Source organism: Aquimarina litoralis, from assembly GCF_039523995.1.
GTDB lineage: Bacteria > Bacteroidota > Bacteroidia > Flavobacteriales > Flavobacteriaceae > Aquimarina > Aquimarina litoralis.
Genome location: NZ_BAAAGE010000001.1, coordinates 1,301,870 through 1,322,963, shown reverse-complemented (window position 1 = coordinate 1,322,963; position 21,094 = coordinate 1,301,870). Strand labels below are relative to the sequence as shown.

Here is a 21,094-nt window from a genome sequence, read left to right as displayed (position 1 = left end):
TCTATTTCAGAAAAAATTAGTTGATGCAATTTTATTCGATAAAAATTTCAAAGAAAAACAACGGTTCAAAATCAATTCATTTCCGTCGAAATACAAAACCTATGTTGGGCACCAAATAAAAAACAACATATATCATATTTTCTTTTCAAACATAAACAAAACCCGTTTTGGGACTATCAAGTTTAATATCACTGATCACACTTCTTCTCAAAAAAGCTTAGACTTAAAATTAAATAACGAGATTTTTCTTGATTTTATAATTAATAAAAATCAACTATATTTTCTAACTGTTGTTAAATCTACATCAACATTAAATTTATACACATTAGATAAAAATTTGACCCCAACAAAAAAAACATACTCTCTACGAACGATTGAACACCCAAACCCTTATCGACCACAAGAAAAAAGAACATTGTATAGCATGTTAAATGTTGTAGAAGGTTTTTCGGGTAATTTTTCTAACATCAGGCACAACGGAATCAATCCTTTAGAAACAACTGTTAAAGACATAAAACTTTATCATAAAGATAATTTTATCACTATTGGAGTAGATAGCAATAATAAAGTAGCTCATTTTTTCACCGTTGATTTAACTACTTTAAAATTAACCTATAAATTCTTTGAAAAACCCTCAATAAAAAAAGGCTTTAAAAAGAATAACACTTTTCTTCTTGACAAGTATCTTTTTCTGCTGGCTTGCTCTTCAGAAAAAATGAAGTTTCAAATTCATAATTTCCAAACAAACTCCTTAATTAAAGAGTATTCATTAACAAAAAACGATTCAATTACCATTAAAAATGGTCCTATCATTGTAGAAAACGGAACATATTCTGATTATAGAGAACTTGAAAAAACCGCCAAATATCTAAGAAAAATTTCTTTTGATAAATTAGGAATATCTGCACAGAAAGTAAACAAAAAATACAATATAGTTCTTGGAGGTATTACCAAAAAGGGAGGACTAGAAAACATAAATTTTTCTAATAGTTCTCTCGGGGTTAACTCTTTTTCAACTAACTATACATTCTCGTATTCTAATAGAGCTACTTATATAAATTGTTTATTTAGTGAAGATTTTGAACATGTGAAAGGAGAAATTCCATTAAACAACTATGATTTATTAAAAGATTTTGAAAAAACACTAAAATCTCCAAAGGCAGTACATATCGTAAGGAATAAAGAAAAGCTTTATTATGGTTACTACAATACCGAAGATAAAAAATATACAATATTTAGGATGTAAATCATAAGCGCAAAAAAAGCATCCTATCTAATAAAATTTAATATATTACCAAGATTTCCGAAAACTAAAATTGGCTTTACTATTCTTCCAAATCCTTTCTAAGATCCAGTTTTCTAAACGCTGGAGAGAGTACAGAAGTTAGAATCACAGTGATTAATGTCATACTACCTCCAAACACAACTGCAGTTACAGTTCCCATATATTTTGCAGTAATTCCGCTTTCAAAAGCTCCTAATTCATTAGAAGACCCCACAAATATTGAATTTACTGAAGAGACCCTTCCTCTCATATGGTCTGGTGTTTTTAGTTGCAATATTGTTTGACGTATCACCATTGATATGCCATCCGTTATACCACTAAAAAAGAGCGCAACCACTGATATCCAAAAAACCGAAGAAAGTCCAAAGACAATAATACAGATTCCAAATCCAAAAACAGCTAGTAACAACTTCTTTCCTGCATTTTTATTAATTGGAAAATACGCTGTAGTAAACATAATAATAAATGCTCCTACTGCTGGAGCTGCCCTTAAAACCCCAAATCCCTGAGGACCTACCTTAAGAATATCCTGAGCAAAAACAGGTAATAAAGCTACTGCACCACCAAAAAGAACAGCGATCATATCTAATGTAAGTGCTCCTAATATAGCTTTCGTCTTAAAAACAAATCGAATTCCTTCTTTCAAACTTTGTAATACTGGCTCTCCGATATTTGGGTTCATTATTGGTTTTACAGGAATTCTCATCAAGCATATAAAAGCAAAAGTGGCCCAACCTACAATAACCAGCATAGACCAATTTACGCCAATTAGATTGATCATAAAACCAGCTAGTGCAGGTCCCAATACTGCGCCAACTTGCCAAGTTGAACTACTCCAAGTTGCGGCATTTGGATATATTTTTTTTGGTACTAATAATGCCAAAAGAGAAAAAATAGTTGGCCCTAAAAAAGCCCTAACAATCCCACCACAGAAAACCAACACGTATATTCCAAATAATACAGTGGATTGTTCCATAGAGTTTATAATTTCAGGATTAGTAAGAAAAAACAATCCCAAACTAATACACAAAAAACCTAGAATACAGATACGAAGTAAATTTCTTTTTTCTTTTTGATCTACAATGTGGCCGGCAAATAAAGCCAATGATACTGCTGGAATCACCTCCATAAGACCTATGATACCCAAAGAAAGAGGATCTTTTGTAATACTATACACTTGCCATTCAATAACAATAAATTGCATGGTCCAAGCCATGACCAAAGAAAAACGCAAAACTAAAAAAATACTAAATTCTTTATATCGCAATGCGGAATATGGATCGTTTTTCATTGATTGAGTAGTTTGTCCCGATAAAGATATGGTATTACGTTAAAATTTTTCGAGATGCTTAAGCTTAAATCTAGTGATTACAAAAAAGATAGTATATTCGTTTTTTCTTTATCGAACTTATCATTCTTATTGATCAAATGCTAAAAATAGCATATCATCCAATCTATAAACATCCATTACCAGAAGGACATCGATTTCCGATGATTAAGTACGAGCTACTACCGAAGCAATTATTACATGAAGGCACTTGTAATAAAGAGAACTTCTTTACGCCGGAAATTTCAGATTCTACACCCATTTTAGCAGTACATACCAAAGAATATTATACAGCATTAACCAACCTGTCTTTAGATCGAAAAGCAGTTCGAAAGATTGGTTTTCCTTTATCTCAAGAGCTTGTAGATCGTGAAATTATTATTGCCGATGGCACGTTAAAAGCATCTGAATATGCCTTGCAAAATGGTATCGCTATGAATATCGCTGGTGGCACACATCACGCTTATACAGATCGTGGAGAAGCTTTTTGTTTGTTAAATGATCAGGCAATTGGTGCGAGACAATTGCTCAGTAAAAAGTTAGCAGAGAAAATACTAATTGTTGATCTCGACGTCCACCAAGGTAATGGAACTGCAGAAATCTTCGAGAAGGATCCAGAGGTCTTTACCTTTTCCATGCATGGAGCTAGTAATTATCCATTTAAGAAGGAACAATCCGATCTAGATATTCCGTTAGCCAACAATACCGGAGATAGTGAATATTTAAAAGCACTTAAAGAAACACTCCCTAAACTTATTGAAACGCAAAAACCTGATTTTATTTACTATTTATGCGGTGTAGACATTTTAGCTTCTGATAAACTAGGCAAACTTGGATGCACTTTGGATGGTTGCAAAGAAAGAGATCGATTTGTGTTACAGACCTGTAAAGATCTAGAAATTCCAGTAATGTGCTCTATGGGAGGTGGATATTCACCAGACATTAAAATCATCATTGATGCACATGCCAACACTTTTAGATTAGCACAAGATATCTTCTTTTAACACATGCTAAATTCAAACAGCAGCTGACTGATACTATTTGATTATTTATTAAAGTTTTTACCTTATTCGAAACGAATAACTTTAGGGAATTTGTCTAATAACTTACTATAGAAAATTACACTAATCGCAAAAACGGATATCAAAACATAAAGAAAAGCGAATATTTAAAGTAAAAATCAGAAGAATACCTAAAAAGATTTTCCTAAATACTAAACTGTAATACCTTAACGTTAGGAGTCATACAAATCATTACTAAGCTTAACTAAAATGAAAAAAAACTACATCATGTTCTTGATGGCAATGGTATTGTCGTCGGGAATCACTATTTCCCAAGAAAATTGTCAAGGTAATTGGCTAAGCGTAAGCGGGAACAAATTATTAGACTCTAATGGAAATGAAGTAATCCTAGCAGGTGTTAACTGGTTTGGATTCGAAACCCAACTTAGCAGTTTCCATGGTATTTGGTCTAGAGATCACAAAAGTGTATTGCAGCAAGCCAAAGATCTAGGTTTTAATTGTTTCAGAATTCCTTGGCATAATATGATGCTAAGAGATGGTGCTTCGATAACCATAAACTCATACGGAACTGATCCTTATAGTGGTGTATCTCCCATGAATGAAGAAGAAGCGAGTTATACTACTCCTCTACAATTACTAGATCGAGCTATTCAATGGTGCCAAGAAAATGATATGAAGGTAATTCTAGACTGTCATTCTCGAAATCCTGATGCATACCTAGTAGAAAAATTATGGTATACCGATAATGTTCCTGAACAACAATGGATCGATGATTGGGTATTCATAGCAGATCGTTACAAAGATTATGACGCAGTTATCGGAATGGATATTAATAATGAACCTAACGGTAAAATTGACAATCCAGAAGGTGCCAGATGGGGAACAAATGATGAATTTGACTGGCGCTTAGCAGCTGAGAAGTGTGGAAATGCAATCTTAGAAGTAAATCCTAACGTACTAATAATGGTAGAAGGGATCGAAGCATATAGAAAACCAGATGGAGAAGTAACATCGTATTGGTGGGGAGGAAATTTACAAGGAGCAAGAGACTTTCCGGTTAGACTATCGAATCCAGCAAAACTCATGTATTCTCCACATGAATATGGACCAACGGTTTTTGAGCAAGAATGGTTTTCTGCACCTGATTTCCCGGATAATATGCCAGGTATTTGGGAAGAACAATTTAACTTCCTTAATACGAATGGAACATCTCCTTTATTAGTAGGAGAGTTAGGAATTAAAACTAAAGGTGGAATAGATGAAATTTGGTTCCAAAAATTCATTGATTATATCAAAGAAGAAAAATTACATTTCACTTTTTGGGCGTTAAATCCCAATTCTGGAGATACAGGTGGTATTTTAGATAACGATTGGACAACTGTGGTACAATGGAAAATGGATTATCTACAACCTATTTTATCTAATCCAATACCTAACTGTTCTGGATCTACATTAAGCGTAACTGATGTTTCTGACATATCATTTGGTATATACCCAAATCCAGCTTCGCAAATAGTAACTTTTAACTATAAACCTGGAAGTATAGAGTCTATCAAAATATATGATTTGAATGGAAGAAAAGTAGATTTTATACAAAATGATGTTTTATCCTCTGACAGCTACAGATATGATATCTCTAAACTAACAGCAGGAATGTATCTTTCAGAAGTTACACCTTCTAACTCAAAAGAAGTATTTACAAAGAAGATTATTATTCGATAATATAACAACTAATAGTGTTGAAAAAGCGGTTTACTATTATAATAAACCGCTTTTTTTATGCGAAATTCTACATATAACAAAAACACGTACAAACGATTACATCTGATTATTGTATCTTGCCAAGTAAACAAAAGAACATGCAAAAAGACTGTCCGGAATGTGGTGAAAAAATTATTGGTAGAGCAGACAAAAAGTTCTGTAGTGATTATTGTAGAAACGCTTTTAACAATAAACTCAATAAAGACAGTAAAAACTTGGTAAGAAATATCAATAATCGTCTTAGAAAAAACTATAGAATACTGGAAGAACTAAATCCAAAAGAAAAAACAAAAACTACCAAATCAAGACTAATTTCTAAAGGTTTTGATTTTCAATTTTTCACTAGTATATACACTACAAAAGCAGGAACGGTATATTACTTTGTTTACGATCAAGGATATCTTCCATTAGAAAACGAATATTACGCATTAGTAAAAAGGAACAGTTAATATGTATTTTCTTCATTCTTTACAGCTAGATATTGGAAAAAGTGGTTTCATTTTTATTTTTTTAATAGCCTTTATCGTTGTCATTGTTATATCCCAGATATACAGTAAGAAAAATAAAATGCTCCGAAAATTAAAAGAGCACGCTTTTAAAAGAATTCAACTATGTAAAGAAGGTGAATACATAAAAATTAAGGGAGAAGCTTTTCCAATTGATGAGGCTCTCTTATCACCATTAAGCCAAAGAAAGTGCGTGTATTATAAAATACAAATAGAAGAAAAAAGAAGCAATGGAAAAAGCAGTTCTTGGCGCACTATAATTAAAGAAGAGAAATTTCAAAACTTTATTATTGAAAGTAATGGAGATAAAGCTATTGTGATGGCCGAAATTCCAAAATCTCATAAAACCACCTATTTAAATCAAGATGCAGAATTTACCTCAGGAACATGGAAAGATGCTCCCGAGTTTTTAGAAAAGTATTTACATACACATGGCAGAAAAAGTACCGGATTTTTAGGGTTTAACAAAAGTCTTCGATACAAAGAAGGCATCATCGAAATAGGTGAAAAAATAACAGTATTAGGTATCGGAAATTGGAAAGAATCCGACCACAACTTTGATCGATATTCTTCCAAAAGTTTATATATCTCCGGAAACCAAGAAGAAAAACTGATAATTACTGATCTCGTTAAAGCGTTAAATCCTAAAAACAAATAGTATTATAAATCCCTCCAATGTTGACTATTCATTTTTAAAGCTGCTTTCATTACATCTTTCTGACTAATTTGCCCTACTAATTTACCATCTTCAATAATAGGAAATCGTCTTCTTTTTGTTTCTAAAAATTTATTTGCAGCGTCAAAAATACTAATGTTCCCATCAATAGTTTCAACATTTTTAGCCATAAATCGCTCCACTTGAGCATCATCTATAGGCATATTGTAATAACGACTCTCATTTAATTGCTTGATACAGTCTCCTTCAGAAATAATACCTAACAATTCATTACGTTCATTAACTACTGGCCCTCCAGAAATTTTATTTTTTACCAAGGTTTCCATAACCTCTAAAACAGATTGTTTAGGAGAAAAAGTAATCAAATTTCTGGTCATGTAATCTGATACCTTAATTGGAGTATTGTCTTGTCTTTTAACTTTGGTTCTCGCGCCCTGAAAACTTATAATTCCCATAATTATAGTGATTTAGTGAATCTTAAATATAGTCATTTTACATTAGTTATTCAATATCATTTTAACATTAAAGGTTCTAAAATCTTATTTTATTACCTTTATCAACATGAATTTTCTAATAAAAATTGATTTTTTCATAAAAAACAACACCAAACAAGAATAATCTTGAAAAAATAGTACTGAAATGAAGAAGATAAGAATCAATTTGATAAAAATGATAGCGATTTCAATTATTACAACCTTAAAAAAACACTCTTAAACATTTAAATTTCAAATATTTACAACTCAACTAACTAAACAAGCAACAACTGATGAAAAAAATTCTTGCAGTATTAACATTTATATCCATACTTTTCTCGATTTGGTATACCTTTTACAGTAGTATGCCTCAGACAATTTCGGGTTTAGATACATCAAAACAAGAATTTTCTACATTAAGAGCTTTAGAACACGTAAAGAACATTTCCCAAAACCCTCATTACGTTGGAAGTTCAGGACATGATCAAGCAAAAAACTATATTATTGAAGAGTTAAAAAAATTAGGCTTATCCCCACAAATCCAAGAGGGCTTTTCGATAGGTGATAGAGGAACCATGAGTAAGCCTCAGAACATAGTAGCCAAAATCAAGGGTTCGAACTCAGGAAAATCATTGGTTTTATTAACACACTATGACAGCAGTCAACATTCATCGTACGGCGCCAGTGATGCTGGAAGTGGTGTAGCCACTATTTTAGAAGGAATCCGAGCATTTTTACATACAAAACAAATACCCGTAAATGATATTGTGATTTGCATTACGGATGGAGAAGAACTAGGACTAAATGGGGCGGATTTATTTGTATCGGAACATCCATGGGCAAAAGATGCAGGTTTGGTTCTAAATTTTGAAGCTAGAGGAAGTGGAGGAAACTCATATATGCTTCTAGAAACCAATAGCAAAAATGGTAAAATGATTGATGAATTTATCAAAGCAGATCCTCAATTTCCCGTTACTAATTCATTAGCATATAGTATTTATAAATCGCTTCCTAACGATACAGATCTTACCGTTTTTAGAAAACACGGAAACACTCCTGGATACAATTTTGCTTTTATAGATGACCATTTCGACTACCATACTGCCAATGACACTTGGCAAAACCTTGATCTTAACACCCTACAACATCAGGGCAGTTATCTCATGCCCTTACTCTCTTACTTTTCTAAATCCAATATCAACGACTTTACCTCGGAACAAGACTTTTTATATTTCAACACACCTATATTCAAAGTAATCAAGTATCCTTTTGATTGGATCTACCCTTTATTAGGCGTTGCTATCATTTTGTTTATTGGTTTTATCATTTATGGAAGATCCAAAAAGCGTATCTCTTTTAGTGAAGTGGGTAGCGGGTTTTTAGCATTTATAATATCTTCAGGATTGGCAGGTGTCTTAGGTTTTGGACTTTGGAAAGTAGCGCTAATTATATATCCTGGATATAACGATATTTTACATGGTTTTCCGTACAATGGATATTATTATATTGCCGCAACTGTATTCTTAGGGACAGCAGCCTTCTTTAAAGTGTATAGCATATTTGATAAGGTAGAAGAATTACCCAGTTTACTGGTTGCACCTTTATTTTTCTGGATACTTATTTGTACCGGAGCTAGTATTTATCTTCAAGGCGCAAGTTACTTTATCATTCCTGTGCTCTTTTGTTTAGTTTGTCAGTTTGTACTTATTAACCAAAAGAGGCCTTTTCCTTGTTTGATGTTACTATTAAGTTTGCCGTCTATTTTTTTAATTGCCCCTTTTATTGCTTCTTTTCCCGTAGCATTGGGATTAAAAATAGCTTTTGCTTCCTCTATTTTAACCGTTTTTCTATGTACACTGGTCATCCCTGTAATCGGGTTTTATTCTAAAAAGAGTCTTTTAGGAACTATTAGTTTTTTAGCAGCATTAGCTTGTATTGGGATAGCACATTGTAAATCGGACTTTACAAAGGAAAGACAAAAGCCAAATAGCCTTATTTACGTTTTACACGAGGATCAACAGAAAGCATATTGGACCTCTTATGATCATACACTCGACTCTTGGACCAAGAATTACATTGATCGCCTCAAAAACTTAGCTAAAGATTGGAACAAAAACACCATCGAAAGCAAGTATAGTAGTGCATTTAATTATGTAAATCAGGCTCCTCTAAAAGATATCAAATCTTCTAAGATAGAAACATCTTTTGACAGTATTGCAGGAGAAAAACGAATCTTAGACATTTGTATTCGACCTCAACGAGATGTAAACAGGATGGATCTCTTCGTGCGTGAATCATTTGAGTTTCAAAGTTTATATGCCAATGGAGTAACCACAAAAGATATTATAAACAAAGATGGGACGATTCATAACTCCTTTAAAAAACGTACAGATGACCGATTATTAACATATCATCTAAGAGATAATGAGCCATTAGAACTTAGAATGGAATTTCATAAAGACTCAGTTCCTGAAATCGTGTTATATGAATCTTCGTATGATTTGTTAGAAAGTGAGCTATTCTCCATACCGAAAAGATCAGAAAACATGATCCCTAAACCTTTTGTATTAAACGATGCTATTACAATTAAAAAGACAATAAGATTAGAATATGTAGAAAAAACTATGGATTCTAGTAGTATCCGCACTAACTTAGCCGTAGAATTATAAAATATTATATGAATAAGCAGATTAGTATTCTAGGTACAGGATGGTTAGGATTACCGTTGGCAAATCGTCTTATTGCGAATGGATATAGTATAAAAGGATCGACGACCTCTGTCGACAAATTAGACATTTTAAAAAACTCTGGTATCGACCCTTACATTGTTGAATTAAAAGAAACTAAGTCAGAAAACCAGAAAGCATTATTTTTAGAAAACAGTAAAATCTTAATTATTAATGTTCCTCCTGGACTAAGAAGAAATCCAGAAAGCAATTTTGTAACTAAAATTGAACATATAATTCCTTATATCATAACATCAGGAGTAGAAAAAGTTCTCTTTATAAGTTCTACTTCTGTATATACAGATAAAGAGGGATTTCCAGAAATCACATCAGATACTATTCCTAATGCTACAAAAAATGCTGGAAAACAACTTATTGAAACCGAAAAACTACTAACAAGTCATCCTAGTTTCAAGGCTACCATACTTCGTTTCGCAGGTTTGTTTGATAGTAGAAGACATCCTGCAACGATGCTATCTAAAAGAAAAAACATTCAGAATCCATTAGCTCCTGTAAACCTAATCCATAGAGAAGATTGTATTGGTGTTATCCAAAAAATAATTGAAATGGATCAATGGGATCAAATTTTCAATGCATCTTATCCAGATCATCCTGCAAAGTCCGAATACTACAGTACTATCTGTAAGCAAATGAATTTACCCATTCCCGATTATGATTTTGAATCTTCCTCCAAAGGAAAAGTAATTGCTTCTACCAAAGTAAATGAATCATTACAATATGATTTCACTCATGATTTATATAACTCTTAATATATTATAATCTTGGCAACCACATACCGACCGTGGCTGCAAAAACACCGATACCTGTAGCTATTATAGAAATAAATAGAACCATGGTCATACTCCACTGCTCCAACGGTATTTTTCTATCCTTTACCTTCAAATATACTTCAAGGATTCCTAATGGAATAAGATACTGACCAAATCCTAAAAAAGTAATAAACGGTCCTCTAAAAGTTTCTGGATCAAACCCTACTGGTTTTCCATGGATAAATAACCACAACATCAACCCTATCCTAAAAAACCACACTCCATTTACAGCAAGAAACAAACGTAATACCCAACGATTATGAGATACAAAGTTTTTTTGCAAAGCTGTTCTCCATGCAAATACAGCAAAAATCATCATTAGAATCCCATTAAAACTTACACTTATATCACCAATCCATCCTGTAACAGAACCTTTGGACAAGATCATATAAATTCCACTAAAACCAGCAATAAATGTGGTAACAAGGTATATTTTTCCATTCCACCGATGAAAAGACCGTGCTCTCATTCTAATCTTATCAATAAATTGTAGTGGCCCACCTATGATAATAATCACAGCAAACAGCAAATGAATACCCACTACAACATTACTAATGGTAGCTCCTTCTGTATAACCATGCGGTAGTACTTCGTTCCATTTCTGATAATTACCTTCAATTGCCGCTGTTCCGTAAAACGTAGTTACATAAAATGCAAAAATCCATTGTCCTAATACTGCGATAGTGAACCAAACTCTAGCACTAATATTTAGCATTTTTTGTGACCTTATGGTATTAGTTTCATTGATATAAGTTGTATTCATAACTTTAAACTTTAATAATATGATTGATGAAATTGATATTCTGGAGTGACACGTCTAATTGAATTTGAATAGATTTTTGAAATAAGCCTTGTAAACATATATCCAGGGAATCACTAAAAGATCTATCGGGATTCCTATAGCAAATGGTTTTAAAAAACCTTTAAAAGTTTCTGGAAGACTGCCCGATATCCATAACGGAATATATACTCCAAAAAAGAAAACCGATTTGTAGAATAGTTGCAGTAGCAATAAGGGTAGCATTTTTAATGGATATTTTATACCTACTCCCATCAGCACTGCATAAGACGCCCAAAAACTATAAGTGACTCCATCATAAGGTCCCCATTGTTCACTCGGATATAGGATTTCGGACCAAGAACTATAACCTAGTGTCAAAAAAGTAAGTATATACAGACCTTTCATAAGATAAAGTCTAATCTTAGATATATCCACATAACCCTTTTTATCTGTTGATGATTTATCTTTTGCTTTACTTAAGTTCATTGTAGTAAGATGTTAATTGAATAGTAAAACAACCTTATTTAACCTTATTATCAAAAGAGTTTTGATAAGTGGAAGCAAGCTTTTGACAAACTACTAAACCAAGCTATCTTGGCTTATATATTGGTAACTAAATATAAAAAACAACCCGTTACACCTTAGAAGTTGTATTTGATCAAAAAAAAGTGGTATTTGATAAAATAATCGTATAAATTAATTCCTTTTTTATATCTTAAAACCATGCTACCTCTAGAAAAAATAAAGGCAAATTGGTTTTTTACTTATAAAATCTACCATTTCGTATTTTGGAGTTTTTACTTCTTTTCTTGGGGTGTGGTTGAACTAAGCTTATCCGTAGCCTATAAAGCTATGTTTTTCTCACCGAGGTATGTCATATTTCTGTTTTATGTAGTAGTACATACTTTGGCCACGTATTTTAATCTTTATGTATTATTACCTAAATACCTTTACAAAGGAAAATTAACAACATATATTATATCACTATTAATATGGATAGGAATCATAAGTTGCATTATGTTTGGCTGCTATTTTTTGAGTGCCTTTATCATTGGAGAACCTTTGGATTACTTTTGCGTTTTTAATGAAGAAAAAGGAGAGACTTATTTTCATACGCTTACTTCAGAAATTTTACCCGCTACTTCTGGAACATTATTACTTGGATTATGTATAAAACTTGCTAAAAACTCATTGATAAATCAACAAAAGCAGCAGTTATTAGAACACGAAAAATTAACTACAGAACTTAAATTTTTAAAACATCAGTTCAACCCTCATTTTTTATTCAACACTATCAATTCTATATTTTTTTTAATTCATAAAGCGCCTAGTGAAGCTTCTACTGCTTTAGCCAAGTTTTCGGATTTACTTCGATACCAACTATATGAATGTAATGAACAGCTCATTCCATTTGATCAAGAAATCAGCTATTTAGAAAATTTTGTAGCCTTAGAAAAGTTAAGGAGAAATAAAAACCTAAAGATTGATCTTTCTGTACATCTAGCCAATAAAATCCCAATGGGAATCGCCCCCTTTATTCTAGTCACTTTTGTAGAAAATGCTTTTAAGCATGTGTCTAATTCTAAAGACATGCTTAATTGGATTGAAATAAGAGCGCAATTAGACAATGATAATTGCCTACATTTTTATGTTGATAATAGTATTGAGAACAAAAATAACTTTGAAAAGATTTCCACTTACGGTGGAATTGGACTAGAAAATGTGACTAGAAGGTTAGATTTACTATATCCCAAAAAATATGATTTAAAAATTGATCATCAAAAAACCCGATTTAGTATTAGCTTAAGAATTACCTTAGAAGAATTGATTATGAACGATCAGGTGGTACAAAACAGAAATATGGTTTCATAAAAAAAACACTATGATAAAAACAGTTATTGTTGATGATGAACCATTAGCTAGAGAAGGACTCTCTAATTATGCAAAAGAAGTTGATTTTTTAACGATCGTTGACACTTGCGAAAATCCGTTGGAATTGTCGGAAATATTGGATCAACAGACGATCGATTTGATATTCTTAGACATTCAGATGTCTAAAATGAGTGGTATAGATTTTTTGAAAATTACTAAAAACTTACCCATGGTAATTATCACCACAGCATACCCAAGTTATGCTATAGAGGGATTTCGTCTAAATGTTTTGGATTACCTATTAAAGCCTATCACATTTGATCGGTTTGTACAGGCTGTACAAAAGGCTAAAGAACAATTTATTTTAAAGTCTAATAAAAAGAATACTGAAGATTCTTACTTCTTTGTAAAATGCGAGCATAAATACGAAAAAATATATTGTAACGATATCCTTTATATACAAGGTCTACAGAATTATGTAGCCATTCATACGACCAAAGGAAAACATATAACATTGCTAAACCTAAAGGACATTGAAGAAAAATTAAATCCGCAACATTTTATTAGAGTTCACAAATCATATATTATAGCTATTACAAAAATTGATACTGTAATTAGCCATGAAATTCAAATTCAGAATACCTCTATTCCGTTAAGTAGAAATTACCGAGATCAAGTGTTAAAAACGGTTGTAGAGGAAAAATTATGGAAGAAATAGAAATCTAAACTTAATACTCTTTAGCTACCAAACCAAGCCTTGTTATCAGTGAGTCAATCAATTGTTCCTCTCTATATGGGTTGGGCAAAGTAAATCGATTTCCAAATTTTGTGCGATGTAATCTTCCAAGATACAAGGAAAAACTACCAGATTCTAGGTTTCCTTTTCTGTATGCTTCGTATAAATAGGTGAAATTTCTTTCTTTGGATGCTATATCGCTGGTATGATGAATTACAATCCAAGGTGCTCTAGACGCTTTCTCTCCATGTTCGGCTATACTTGGGTGTCCGTATTTTTGTAGGTACAATTCTATCTTTTGAAAATTATTTCGATCATTATTCACCATTATTTGTTGTACCTCTTTTTTTTCAGCACTATCATATCCATATGTGAGTCTAGCATCATTCAATGCATTTCTAGTTTCTTGATCGGTTTTATATATTTCCTCCAGAAATTCTTTTTGGAGATCAATAGCACTTAAGCTTTTTACTTCTTTTGCAAAATCTTTTTCAGAAGAGACACGTGCTTCTTTACAACCGCTGAAAACTAAAATTAATATAAAGAAAATTACTGTTTTTTGTACAATATATGGCTTGAAGTTCATTTATAGTTTACTATAATAACTTCAAAAGAAAAGCGATGTGTCATTGTAGTCACTACGGCAGGTAATGTTTTTCGTCGAATTGATCATTGTAATAACTACTTAGAAACATTGCAAAACTATTAGGCATTAGATCACCTTTCTTATAGGCTCTATATAAATATTCGAAATTTTTCTGTTTAGATTCTAGGTTACTACAATCATATAAAATTATATAAGGAGTCTTAACTGCTAGCTCTCCATGTAATTCAGGAGATGGATGCCCATACTTTTCTAAGTATAGTTCTATTTTTTGCAAGTTAATCTTATCCTCTTTAATTTTTTCTCTAAGTGCTTTTGATCTCTCTTTACTATTATAACCATAAACGGACTCGATATGTTTTATATTATTTCGCAATTTTTGATTGGAAATACGCATTTCTTCAAGAAAAATTCTTTTTTCCTCATCTGAATGTAATGCAATAATATCTTTCACCAAATCTGGATTGATAACGTCTTTTTGGCCGCAACCTATACTTATAGTAAAAAGTATAACTAAACAAAACAATATTCTTATCATAAGGCAATTATTTAGGGGTTAAAAACTCCAAACCAAAGTTGGTTTGGAGTTATCTAGCGTTTAACAAAAAATAGTTTTTATAAGTCTTATAGTAAGAGAATTATTTCTAAACCATCTATGACTGTCTCTTAACTATAAGTTTATATCATTAATGCCATAAATGTTACCCTAAAAAATACTAATCCTTTTGCAATTGATAATTTGGATGTCCAACTTGCCAAAAAGCAAAGGCAAATACATTTGCCATTTGCTCAAATTGTTTTGATTTTGTATCATTTATCCCATGTCCGGATCCATAATCAACATGAAAAACAATTGGTTTGTCTGAAGTATTGAAAGCCTGTAATTTTGCCGCAAACTTACCTGGCTGCCAAGCAATTACTCTCGGATCATTCATTCCTGTAGTAATCAAGGTTGCAGGATATTTTGTTTCTTTCTTAAGATGTAAATAAGCATCCATTGCTATCAAGGCCTTGCATTCAACTTGTTTTTTACTAGTTCCGAACTCTTTTGTATTATTTGGACCGTTAGGAGTCACTTCATTTCTTAATGGATTCATCATACCTACCTGAGGAACTGCCACAGCAAACAAATCTGGTCTTTCCGTCATAGCCCTTCCAATAAGAATACCTCCAGCACTCCTTCCATGAATAATTGTCTTATCTTTAGAGGTATACCCTTCTTGGATCATATATTCTGTACAAGAAATTAAATCCTTCCAAGTATTAGGTTTCGTAAGCTTTTTACCTCCTTGGTACCACTTGTCTCCCTTCTCTCTTCCACCTCTTACGTGGGCAATACAAAAAATACCTCCTTCTTCTACCCAAGTTAGTCTGGTTGGAGAAAAAAACGGTCGATAAGAAATCCCATATGAACCGTACCCTAATAATAAAGTTGGATGCTTTCCATTTAATTGAATATCCTTTTTATGTATTATAGATAAAGGTATCTCTTCTCCATCATGCCCAGTAACCATTACTTCCTTTACAACAAAATCTTTAAACTCTGGATATTCGGCCTCTTCTGCCAGATTTTCTTTTGTAAACTGTTTTGTCTTTGCTTCAAATTTATAACGAGTATTATCATTTTTCCATCCCATGGAGGTGACCCAAATTTCAGAAGAATTAACTCCTTTAAAATCTATATTTAAACGACCTGCTGTTTCTGGTAATTTGATTTCAATATCCTTATTATTATTTTTAAAGTATAACTTCCCTTGCACTCCATTTTTAATTGTAGTATAATACAATCCATCAGAAGTTATTCCGAAGCTGCTTAAAACTTCGTCATCTTTTTGTTTTACTAACTCTTTCGAATTTTTAAGATCTATATTATTCATAGAGGTCTTTAACAGTCTAAAATTAGGTTTGTTTTTAGCAGACATAAAGATAAAATCATCTCCACTGAATACTCCTTCTCCTACTTTATCCTCCTTTTTATAAAGAGGTTTCCATTCAAATCTACCCTTATCCAAATCTATCATTTCTGCAAAATAACAATCCTGATAGGCAGTCGCTCCACCAATATATCCAAATACATATTTATCATTTTTAGATTGAATGGAAGCAATTGGAAAATCTTCAGGTGATAATTTTAATTCTGGATTAGTTTCTCTACTCAAAACTATATTTAGATCTTTTGGATCGTCTCCAAGTTTATATAGAACCGATTTCATATCTTTTAAAAACTTATCTGACGTATGATCTATTTCAGGATAATATAAATACATAAAACCACTATTATCAGGAAGCCAACTAACACCTCCTCCATCAGATGGCCAACAATGATCAATAACTTGCGGTAGAGATTCTCTAGTATTCATATCAATAATAATCATCTCAGAAATCTCAGCTCCACTATGAGTCATAGCAACAACTAAATGAGATCCATCCCAGCTCGGTTTTATGTAATTAATTACATACGTATTTCCCAGATCAGGCTTAAAATTTTTAGGATCATAAAGCAACTCATCTTCACTATCAAAACTTCTTCGATAATACAACCGTGCGATATCTTCATCCGCTCTTTGTTTCAAAAATATATACTCATCTTTTTCAGTAATTTGAATATTAGATACTTTATATGATTTTCTACTATCGTACTCTATCATTTTTTTTATCAACTCTTTCTTCCCCGAAATCTTGTTTAGAATATTATCAGCAAACTCACCTTCTTCCCGAAACCATTTTTGCACCGTAGAATCCTTCAAATCCTCTAGATTTCGAAATTCATCATTGATAATGGTGTCAAAATACGTTTCTTTGACTGGAATAGAAGGCGCTTCAGGATATCGAAAAGCTTTTTCTTCGCCTTTAGAGTCTTTCGTACAGTTTATACAAAAAACAAATACTATTAATAGACATAAGTGTTTCATAAATTGATTTAATAATTAATTGTTACGTTTTATTAATGTTACGATACATAAAAATGTTACCATAAAAAAATCCCAAATCTCTTCTGATTTGGGATTTTTTATGTTTATATGACTGAAGTTTATCCTTTCACACTTGCTTTTAAATACTCACGATTCATACGTGCAATATTCTCTAAAGATATTCCTTTCGGACATTCGATTTCGCAAGCACCCGTATTAGTACAGTTACCAAAACCTTCTTCATCCATTTGATTTACCATTGCTAATACACGCTCAGTGGCCTCCACCTGTCCTTGTGGCAATAATGCATACTGAGAGACTTTTGCCGAAGTAAACAACATTGCAGAAGCATTTTTACAGGCTGCTACACAAGCACCACATCCAATACAAGTAGCTGCAGCAAATGCATCGTCTGCATTTTCTTTATTAACCGGAATAGCATTAGCATCTATCGTATTTCCTGAAGTATTTACAGAGATATATCCACCCGCATGCTGAATTCTATCAAAAGCACTTCTATCTACCATAAGATCTTTTACCACAGGAAAAGCATTAGCTCTAAATGGTTCAATAAAGATCGTATCACCATCATTAAACTTTCTCATATGTAGCTGGCAAGTCGTAATCAAACGATCTGGTCCGTGTGGTTCTCCATTTATCTGTAAAGAACAAGATCCACAAATACCTTCTCTACAATCATGATCAAATACCACAGGCTCTTCTCCTTTATTAATTAACTCTTCATTTAACACGTCTAGCATTTCTAAAAAAGACATGTCTCCTTCAATACCTGAAATTGGATATTCTACTATCTTTCCTTTGGATTGAGCGTCTTTTTGACGCCATATTTTTAATGTAAGATTCATAGCTTTTTTATTATTTATAAGAACGTGTTTTTAATTCAATATTTTCAAATACAAGATCCTCCTTATGAAGTACAGCGTCTTTTGGTTCTCCTTTATACTCCCAAGCAGATACGTACTTAAAGTTTTTATCATCTCTTAATGCCTCTCCTTTTTGTTCACCAGACTGTTCTACAGATTCCTCTCTAAAATGTCCTCCACAAGATTCATTTCTATCCAAAGCATCTTTAGCAAATAATTCTCCTAGTTCTAAGAAATCAGCAACTCTACCTGCTTTTTCTAATTCAGGATTCATACTATTAGCAGTACCCGGTACTTTTACATTTTTCCAGAAATCCGCTCTTAAAGCAGATATTTCGTCAATCGCTTCCTTTAGCCCACTTTCATTACGAGACATTCCACATTTGTTCCACATGATTTTACCTAATTTTTTATGGTAATAATCTACAGAATGCTCTCCTGACCCAGACATTAATTTTTCAATTCTTTCCTTTACATCTTTCTCTGCTTGATCAAATTCTGGTGTATCCGTTGGAATTTTACCAGTTCTAATATCATGAGAAAGATAGTCTCCTATTGTATACGGTAATACAAAATAACCATCTGCAAGACCTTGCATTAATGCAGAAGCTCCTAATCTATTTGCTCCGTGATCAGAGAAATTAGCTTCTCCAGCCGCATAACAACCAGGAACTGTAGTTTGCAAATTATAATCTACCCAAAGACCACCCATCGTATAATGTACAGCCGGATAAATCATCATTGGAGTTTTATAAGGATTCTCATCAACGATTTTTTCATACATCTGGAATAAGTTACCGTACTTATTCTCTATAACCTTTTCTCCAAATTCCAAAATTTGTTGAGCAGTTGGATTATGAATTCCAGAAGTCAATGCTTTTTCTTTACCATATCTTTGTATTGCAGAGGCAAAATCAAGGTATACTGCTTCTCCAGTTTTATTCACTCCAAAACCAGCATCACATCTTTCCTTAGCAGCCCTAGAAGCAACATCACGAGGCACTAAATTACCAAAAGCAGGATATCTACGCTCTAAGTAATAGTCTCTCTCCTCTTCAGATAATTGTGTTGGTTTTAATTTACCTGCACGTATCGCTTCTGCATCTTCTTTCCTCTTTGGAACCCAAATTCTTCCATCATTACGAAGAGATTCTGACATCAATGTTAATTTAGATTGATGATCTCCTGAAACTGGAATACAAGTTGGATGAATTTGAGTATAACAAGGATTTGCAAAGAAAGCACCTCTCCTATGTGCTCTCCATGCAGCCATAACGTTACTACCCATTGCGTTCGTACTTAAAAAGAATACATTTCCATATCCTCCTGTTGCCAATACAACTGCATGTGCAGAATGACGTTCTATCTCTCCTGTTACAAGATTTCTGGCAATAATTCCTCTTGCCTTACCATCTATTTTAACAAGATCAAGCATTTCATGACGATTAAATGCTTGTATCTTTCCTCTATTTATTTGGCGGTTCATCGCAGAATACGCTCCTAATAAAAGTTGCTGTCCTGTTTGTCCTTTAGCATAAAATGTACGAGAAACAAGTACTCCACCAAATGATCTGTTATCTAACAAACCTCCATATTCTCTGGCAAAAGGAACTCCTTGTGCCACACACTGATCTATAATATTCGCAGAAACTTCTGCTAATCTATATACATTTGCTTCTCGAGATCTATAATCACCTCCTTTTATGGTATCATAAAAAAGACGATAATTAGAATCTCCATCACCTTGATAATTTTTTGCAGCATTGATACCTCCTTGTGCTGCGATAGAGTGCGCTCGTCTTGGAGAATCCTGATAACAAAATGTCTTTACATTATATCCTAGTTCTGCTAAAGTAGCAGCAGCACTTCCTCCTGCTAGTCCTGTACCCACAACGATAACATCGATATTACGCTTATTGGCAGGATTTACCAGGTTAATTGTATTTTTATGTTTTGTCCACTTATCTGCCAGTGGACCTTCTGGTATTTTAGAGTCTAAAATTGACATAATAGTGGTTTTTAGTGATTATGATTAAAATGAAGTACTAATGAAATGATGATAAAACCTAACGGAATTACAACAGCGAATACTTTAGCAAATTTAGTTGCTCCAACAGAAAATTTATTATTAAATCCAACTGATTGGAATGAAGAAGCAAACCCGTGCCACAAATGCAATGCTAAAAACACGAATGAAAGCACGTATAATCCAGTCCTAACCGGACTTACGAATTTTTCTAGCAATTCATGATAGTAACGCGTAGGGTCTTCTGGTGCAAATTCTACATATTTATGAACCATTTCTGGAATCCAAAAGTCATAGAAATGTAACCCTAAGAAAGCTAAAATCACTAATCCCGAAAGGATCATATTTCTAGACATCCAAGAAGAATTAGCTCCACCACTATATTTAGCATACTTAACTGCTCTTGCATTTCTATTTTTTAACTCAAGAACAAATCCTATTATAAAATGGAAAACCACTCCAAAAATTAATACAGGTTGCAAAGCAAACTGAACCACCGGATTTGTACCCATAAAATGAGATAACTCATTGAATGTGTCTGGGCTAAAAATAGAAGTAAAATTGATGGTAAAATGTTGTAATAAGAAAAATACTAAGAAAAGTCCCGAAAGTGCCATCGCAACCTTTCTAGCTATTGAAGATTTTATCAATCCACTCATTATAAAAAATGTTT

At 32.8% G+C, this 21,094-nt stretch carries 19 protein-coding genes; 9 read left to right on the top strand and 10 right to left on the bottom strand.

What is annotated here, in order from left to right; all coding sequences use genetic code 11:
• Positions 1-337 precede the first annotated feature (337 nt).
• Positions 338-1,246 carry a hypothetical protein gene (locus ABD077_RS05380; RefSeq protein WP_343911214.1) on the top strand — a complete coding sequence of 303 codons (909 nt, stop codon included), beginning with the start codon at positions 338-340 and terminating at the stop codon, positions 1,244-1,246.
• A gap of 79 nt (positions 1,247-1,325) precedes the next feature.
• Here the strand turns inward: ABD077_RS05380 and ABD077_RS05375 are convergent, their stop codons facing one another.
• Positions 1,326-2,576 carry an MFS transporter gene (locus ABD077_RS05375; RefSeq protein WP_343911212.1) on the bottom strand — a complete coding sequence of 417 codons (1,251 nt, stop codon included), beginning with the start codon at positions 2,574-2,576 and terminating at the stop codon, positions 1,326-1,328.
• A 137-nt stretch (positions 2,577-2,713) separates the two neighbouring features.
• Between ABD077_RS05375 and ABD077_RS05370 the strand changes: the two genes are divergently transcribed.
• The 4 genes from ABD077_RS05370 (at position 2,714) to ABD077_RS05355 (ending at position 6,559) form a co-directional block, all read left to right on the top strand.
• Positions 2,714-3,616: a histone deacetylase family protein gene (locus ABD077_RS05370; protein WP_343911210.1), complete on the top strand. Its 903-nt coding sequence runs from the start codon at positions 2,714-2,716 to the stop codon at positions 3,614-3,616.
• 267 nt (positions 3,617-3,883) lie between these two features.
• Positions 3,884-5,356, top strand: a complete 1,473-nt coding sequence (locus tag ABD077_RS05365) for a cellulase family glycosylhydrolase (RefSeq protein ID WP_343911208.1) — start codon at positions 3,884-3,886, stop codon at positions 5,354-5,356.
• Positions 5,357-5,493: 137 nt separating this feature from the next.
• A complete protein-coding gene (locus ABD077_RS05360; RefSeq protein ID WP_343911206.1) occupies positions 5,494-5,844 on the top strand; it encodes a hypothetical protein in 351 nt (116 codons plus the stop codon).
• 118 nt (positions 5,845-5,962) lie between these two features.
• The gene (locus ABD077_RS05355) at positions 5,963-6,559 is read left to right on the top strand and encodes a hypothetical protein (RefSeq protein WP_343911204.1); all 597 of its coding nucleotides are present in this window, start codon (positions 5,963-5,965) and stop codon (positions 6,557-6,559) included.
• Positions 6,560-6,561: 2 nt separating this feature from the next.
• Here the strand turns inward: ABD077_RS05355 and ABD077_RS05350 are convergent, their stop codons facing one another.
• Positions 6,562-7,032, bottom strand: coding sequence for a CBS domain-containing protein (locus ABD077_RS05350; RefSeq protein WP_299604373.1), 471 nt, complete (start codon positions 7,030-7,032; stop codon positions 6,562-6,564).
• A 311-nt stretch (positions 7,033-7,343) separates the two neighbouring features.
• Between ABD077_RS05350 and ABD077_RS05345 the strand changes: the two genes are divergently transcribed.
• On the top strand, positions 7,344-9,719 hold the full coding sequence (locus ABD077_RS05345; RefSeq protein ID WP_343911202.1) for a M28 family peptidase: 2,376 nt from the start codon (positions 7,344-7,346) through the stop codon (positions 9,717-9,719).
• Positions 9,720-9,727: 8 nt separating this feature from the next.
• Positions 9,728-10,546: a Rossmann-fold NAD(P)-binding domain-containing protein gene (locus ABD077_RS05340; protein WP_343911200.1), complete on the top strand. Its 819-nt coding sequence runs from the start codon at positions 9,728-9,730 to the stop codon at positions 10,544-10,546.
• 4 nt (positions 10,547-10,550) lie between these two features.
• Here ABD077_RS05340 and ABD077_RS05335 read toward each other — a convergent pair whose 3' ends face one another.
• Positions 10,551-11,369 (bottom strand): DUF2306 domain-containing protein, encoded by an 819-nt coding sequence (locus ABD077_RS05335; protein ID WP_343911198.1) that lies wholly within the window; start codon positions 11,367-11,369, stop codon positions 10,551-10,553.
• Between the two features lie 54 nt (positions 11,370-11,423).
• On the bottom strand, positions 11,424-11,873 hold the full coding sequence (locus ABD077_RS05330; protein WP_343911196.1) for a hypothetical protein: 450 nt from the start codon (positions 11,871-11,873) through the stop codon (positions 11,424-11,426).
• A gap of 237 nt (positions 11,874-12,110) precedes the next feature.
• Here ABD077_RS05330 and ABD077_RS05325 point away from each other — a divergent pair, with 237 nt between their 5' ends.
• Positions 12,111-13,259, top strand: a complete 1,149-nt coding sequence (locus ABD077_RS05325; RefSeq protein ID WP_343911194.1) for a sensor histidine kinase — start codon at positions 12,111-12,113, stop codon at positions 13,257-13,259.
• A 10-nt stretch (positions 13,260-13,269) separates the two neighbouring features.
• On the top strand, positions 13,270-13,977 hold the full coding sequence (locus tag ABD077_RS05320; protein WP_343911192.1) for a LytR/AlgR family response regulator transcription factor: 708 nt from the start codon (positions 13,270-13,272) through the stop codon (positions 13,975-13,977).
• Between the two features lie 10 nt (positions 13,978-13,987).
• On the opposite strand, the gene ABD077_RS05315 is transcribed toward ABD077_RS05320, so the two are convergent.
• From ABD077_RS05315 to ABD077_RS05290, 6 genes are all read right to left on the bottom strand, one after another.
• A complete protein-coding gene (locus tag ABD077_RS05315) occupies positions 13,988-14,581 on the bottom strand; it encodes a hypothetical protein (protein WP_343911190.1) in 594 nt (197 codons plus the stop codon).
• Between the two features lie 52 nt (positions 14,582-14,633).
• Positions 14,634-15,137: a holo-ACP synthase gene (locus ABD077_RS05310; RefSeq protein WP_343911188.1), complete on the bottom strand. Its 504-nt coding sequence runs from the start codon at positions 15,135-15,137 to the stop codon at positions 14,634-14,636.
• A 178-nt stretch (positions 15,138-15,315) separates the two neighbouring features.
• The gene (locus tag ABD077_RS05305; RefSeq protein ID WP_343911186.1) at positions 15,316-17,511 is read right to left on the bottom strand and encodes a prolyl oligopeptidase family serine peptidase; all 2,196 of its coding nucleotides are present in this window, start codon (positions 17,509-17,511) and stop codon (positions 15,316-15,318) included.
• A gap of 119 nt (positions 17,512-17,630) precedes the next feature.
• Entirely contained in the window at positions 17,631-18,377 is a 747-nt protein-coding gene (locus tag ABD077_RS05300) for a succinate dehydrogenase/fumarate reductase iron-sulfur subunit (RefSeq protein ID WP_343911184.1), read from the bottom strand.
• A 10-nt stretch (positions 18,378-18,387) separates the two neighbouring features.
• Positions 18,388-20,403 carry a fumarate reductase/succinate dehydrogenase flavoprotein subunit gene (locus tag ABD077_RS05295; RefSeq protein WP_343911182.1) on the bottom strand — a complete coding sequence of 672 codons (2,016 nt, stop codon included), beginning with the start codon at positions 20,401-20,403 and terminating at the stop codon, positions 18,388-18,390.
• Positions 20,404-20,414: 11 nt separating this feature from the next.
• Positions 20,415-21,080 (bottom strand): succinate dehydrogenase cytochrome b subunit, encoded by a 666-nt coding sequence (locus ABD077_RS05290; protein WP_343911180.1) that lies wholly within the window; start codon positions 21,078-21,080, stop codon positions 20,415-20,417.
• Between the last annotated feature and the right edge of the window lie 14 nt (positions 21,081-21,094).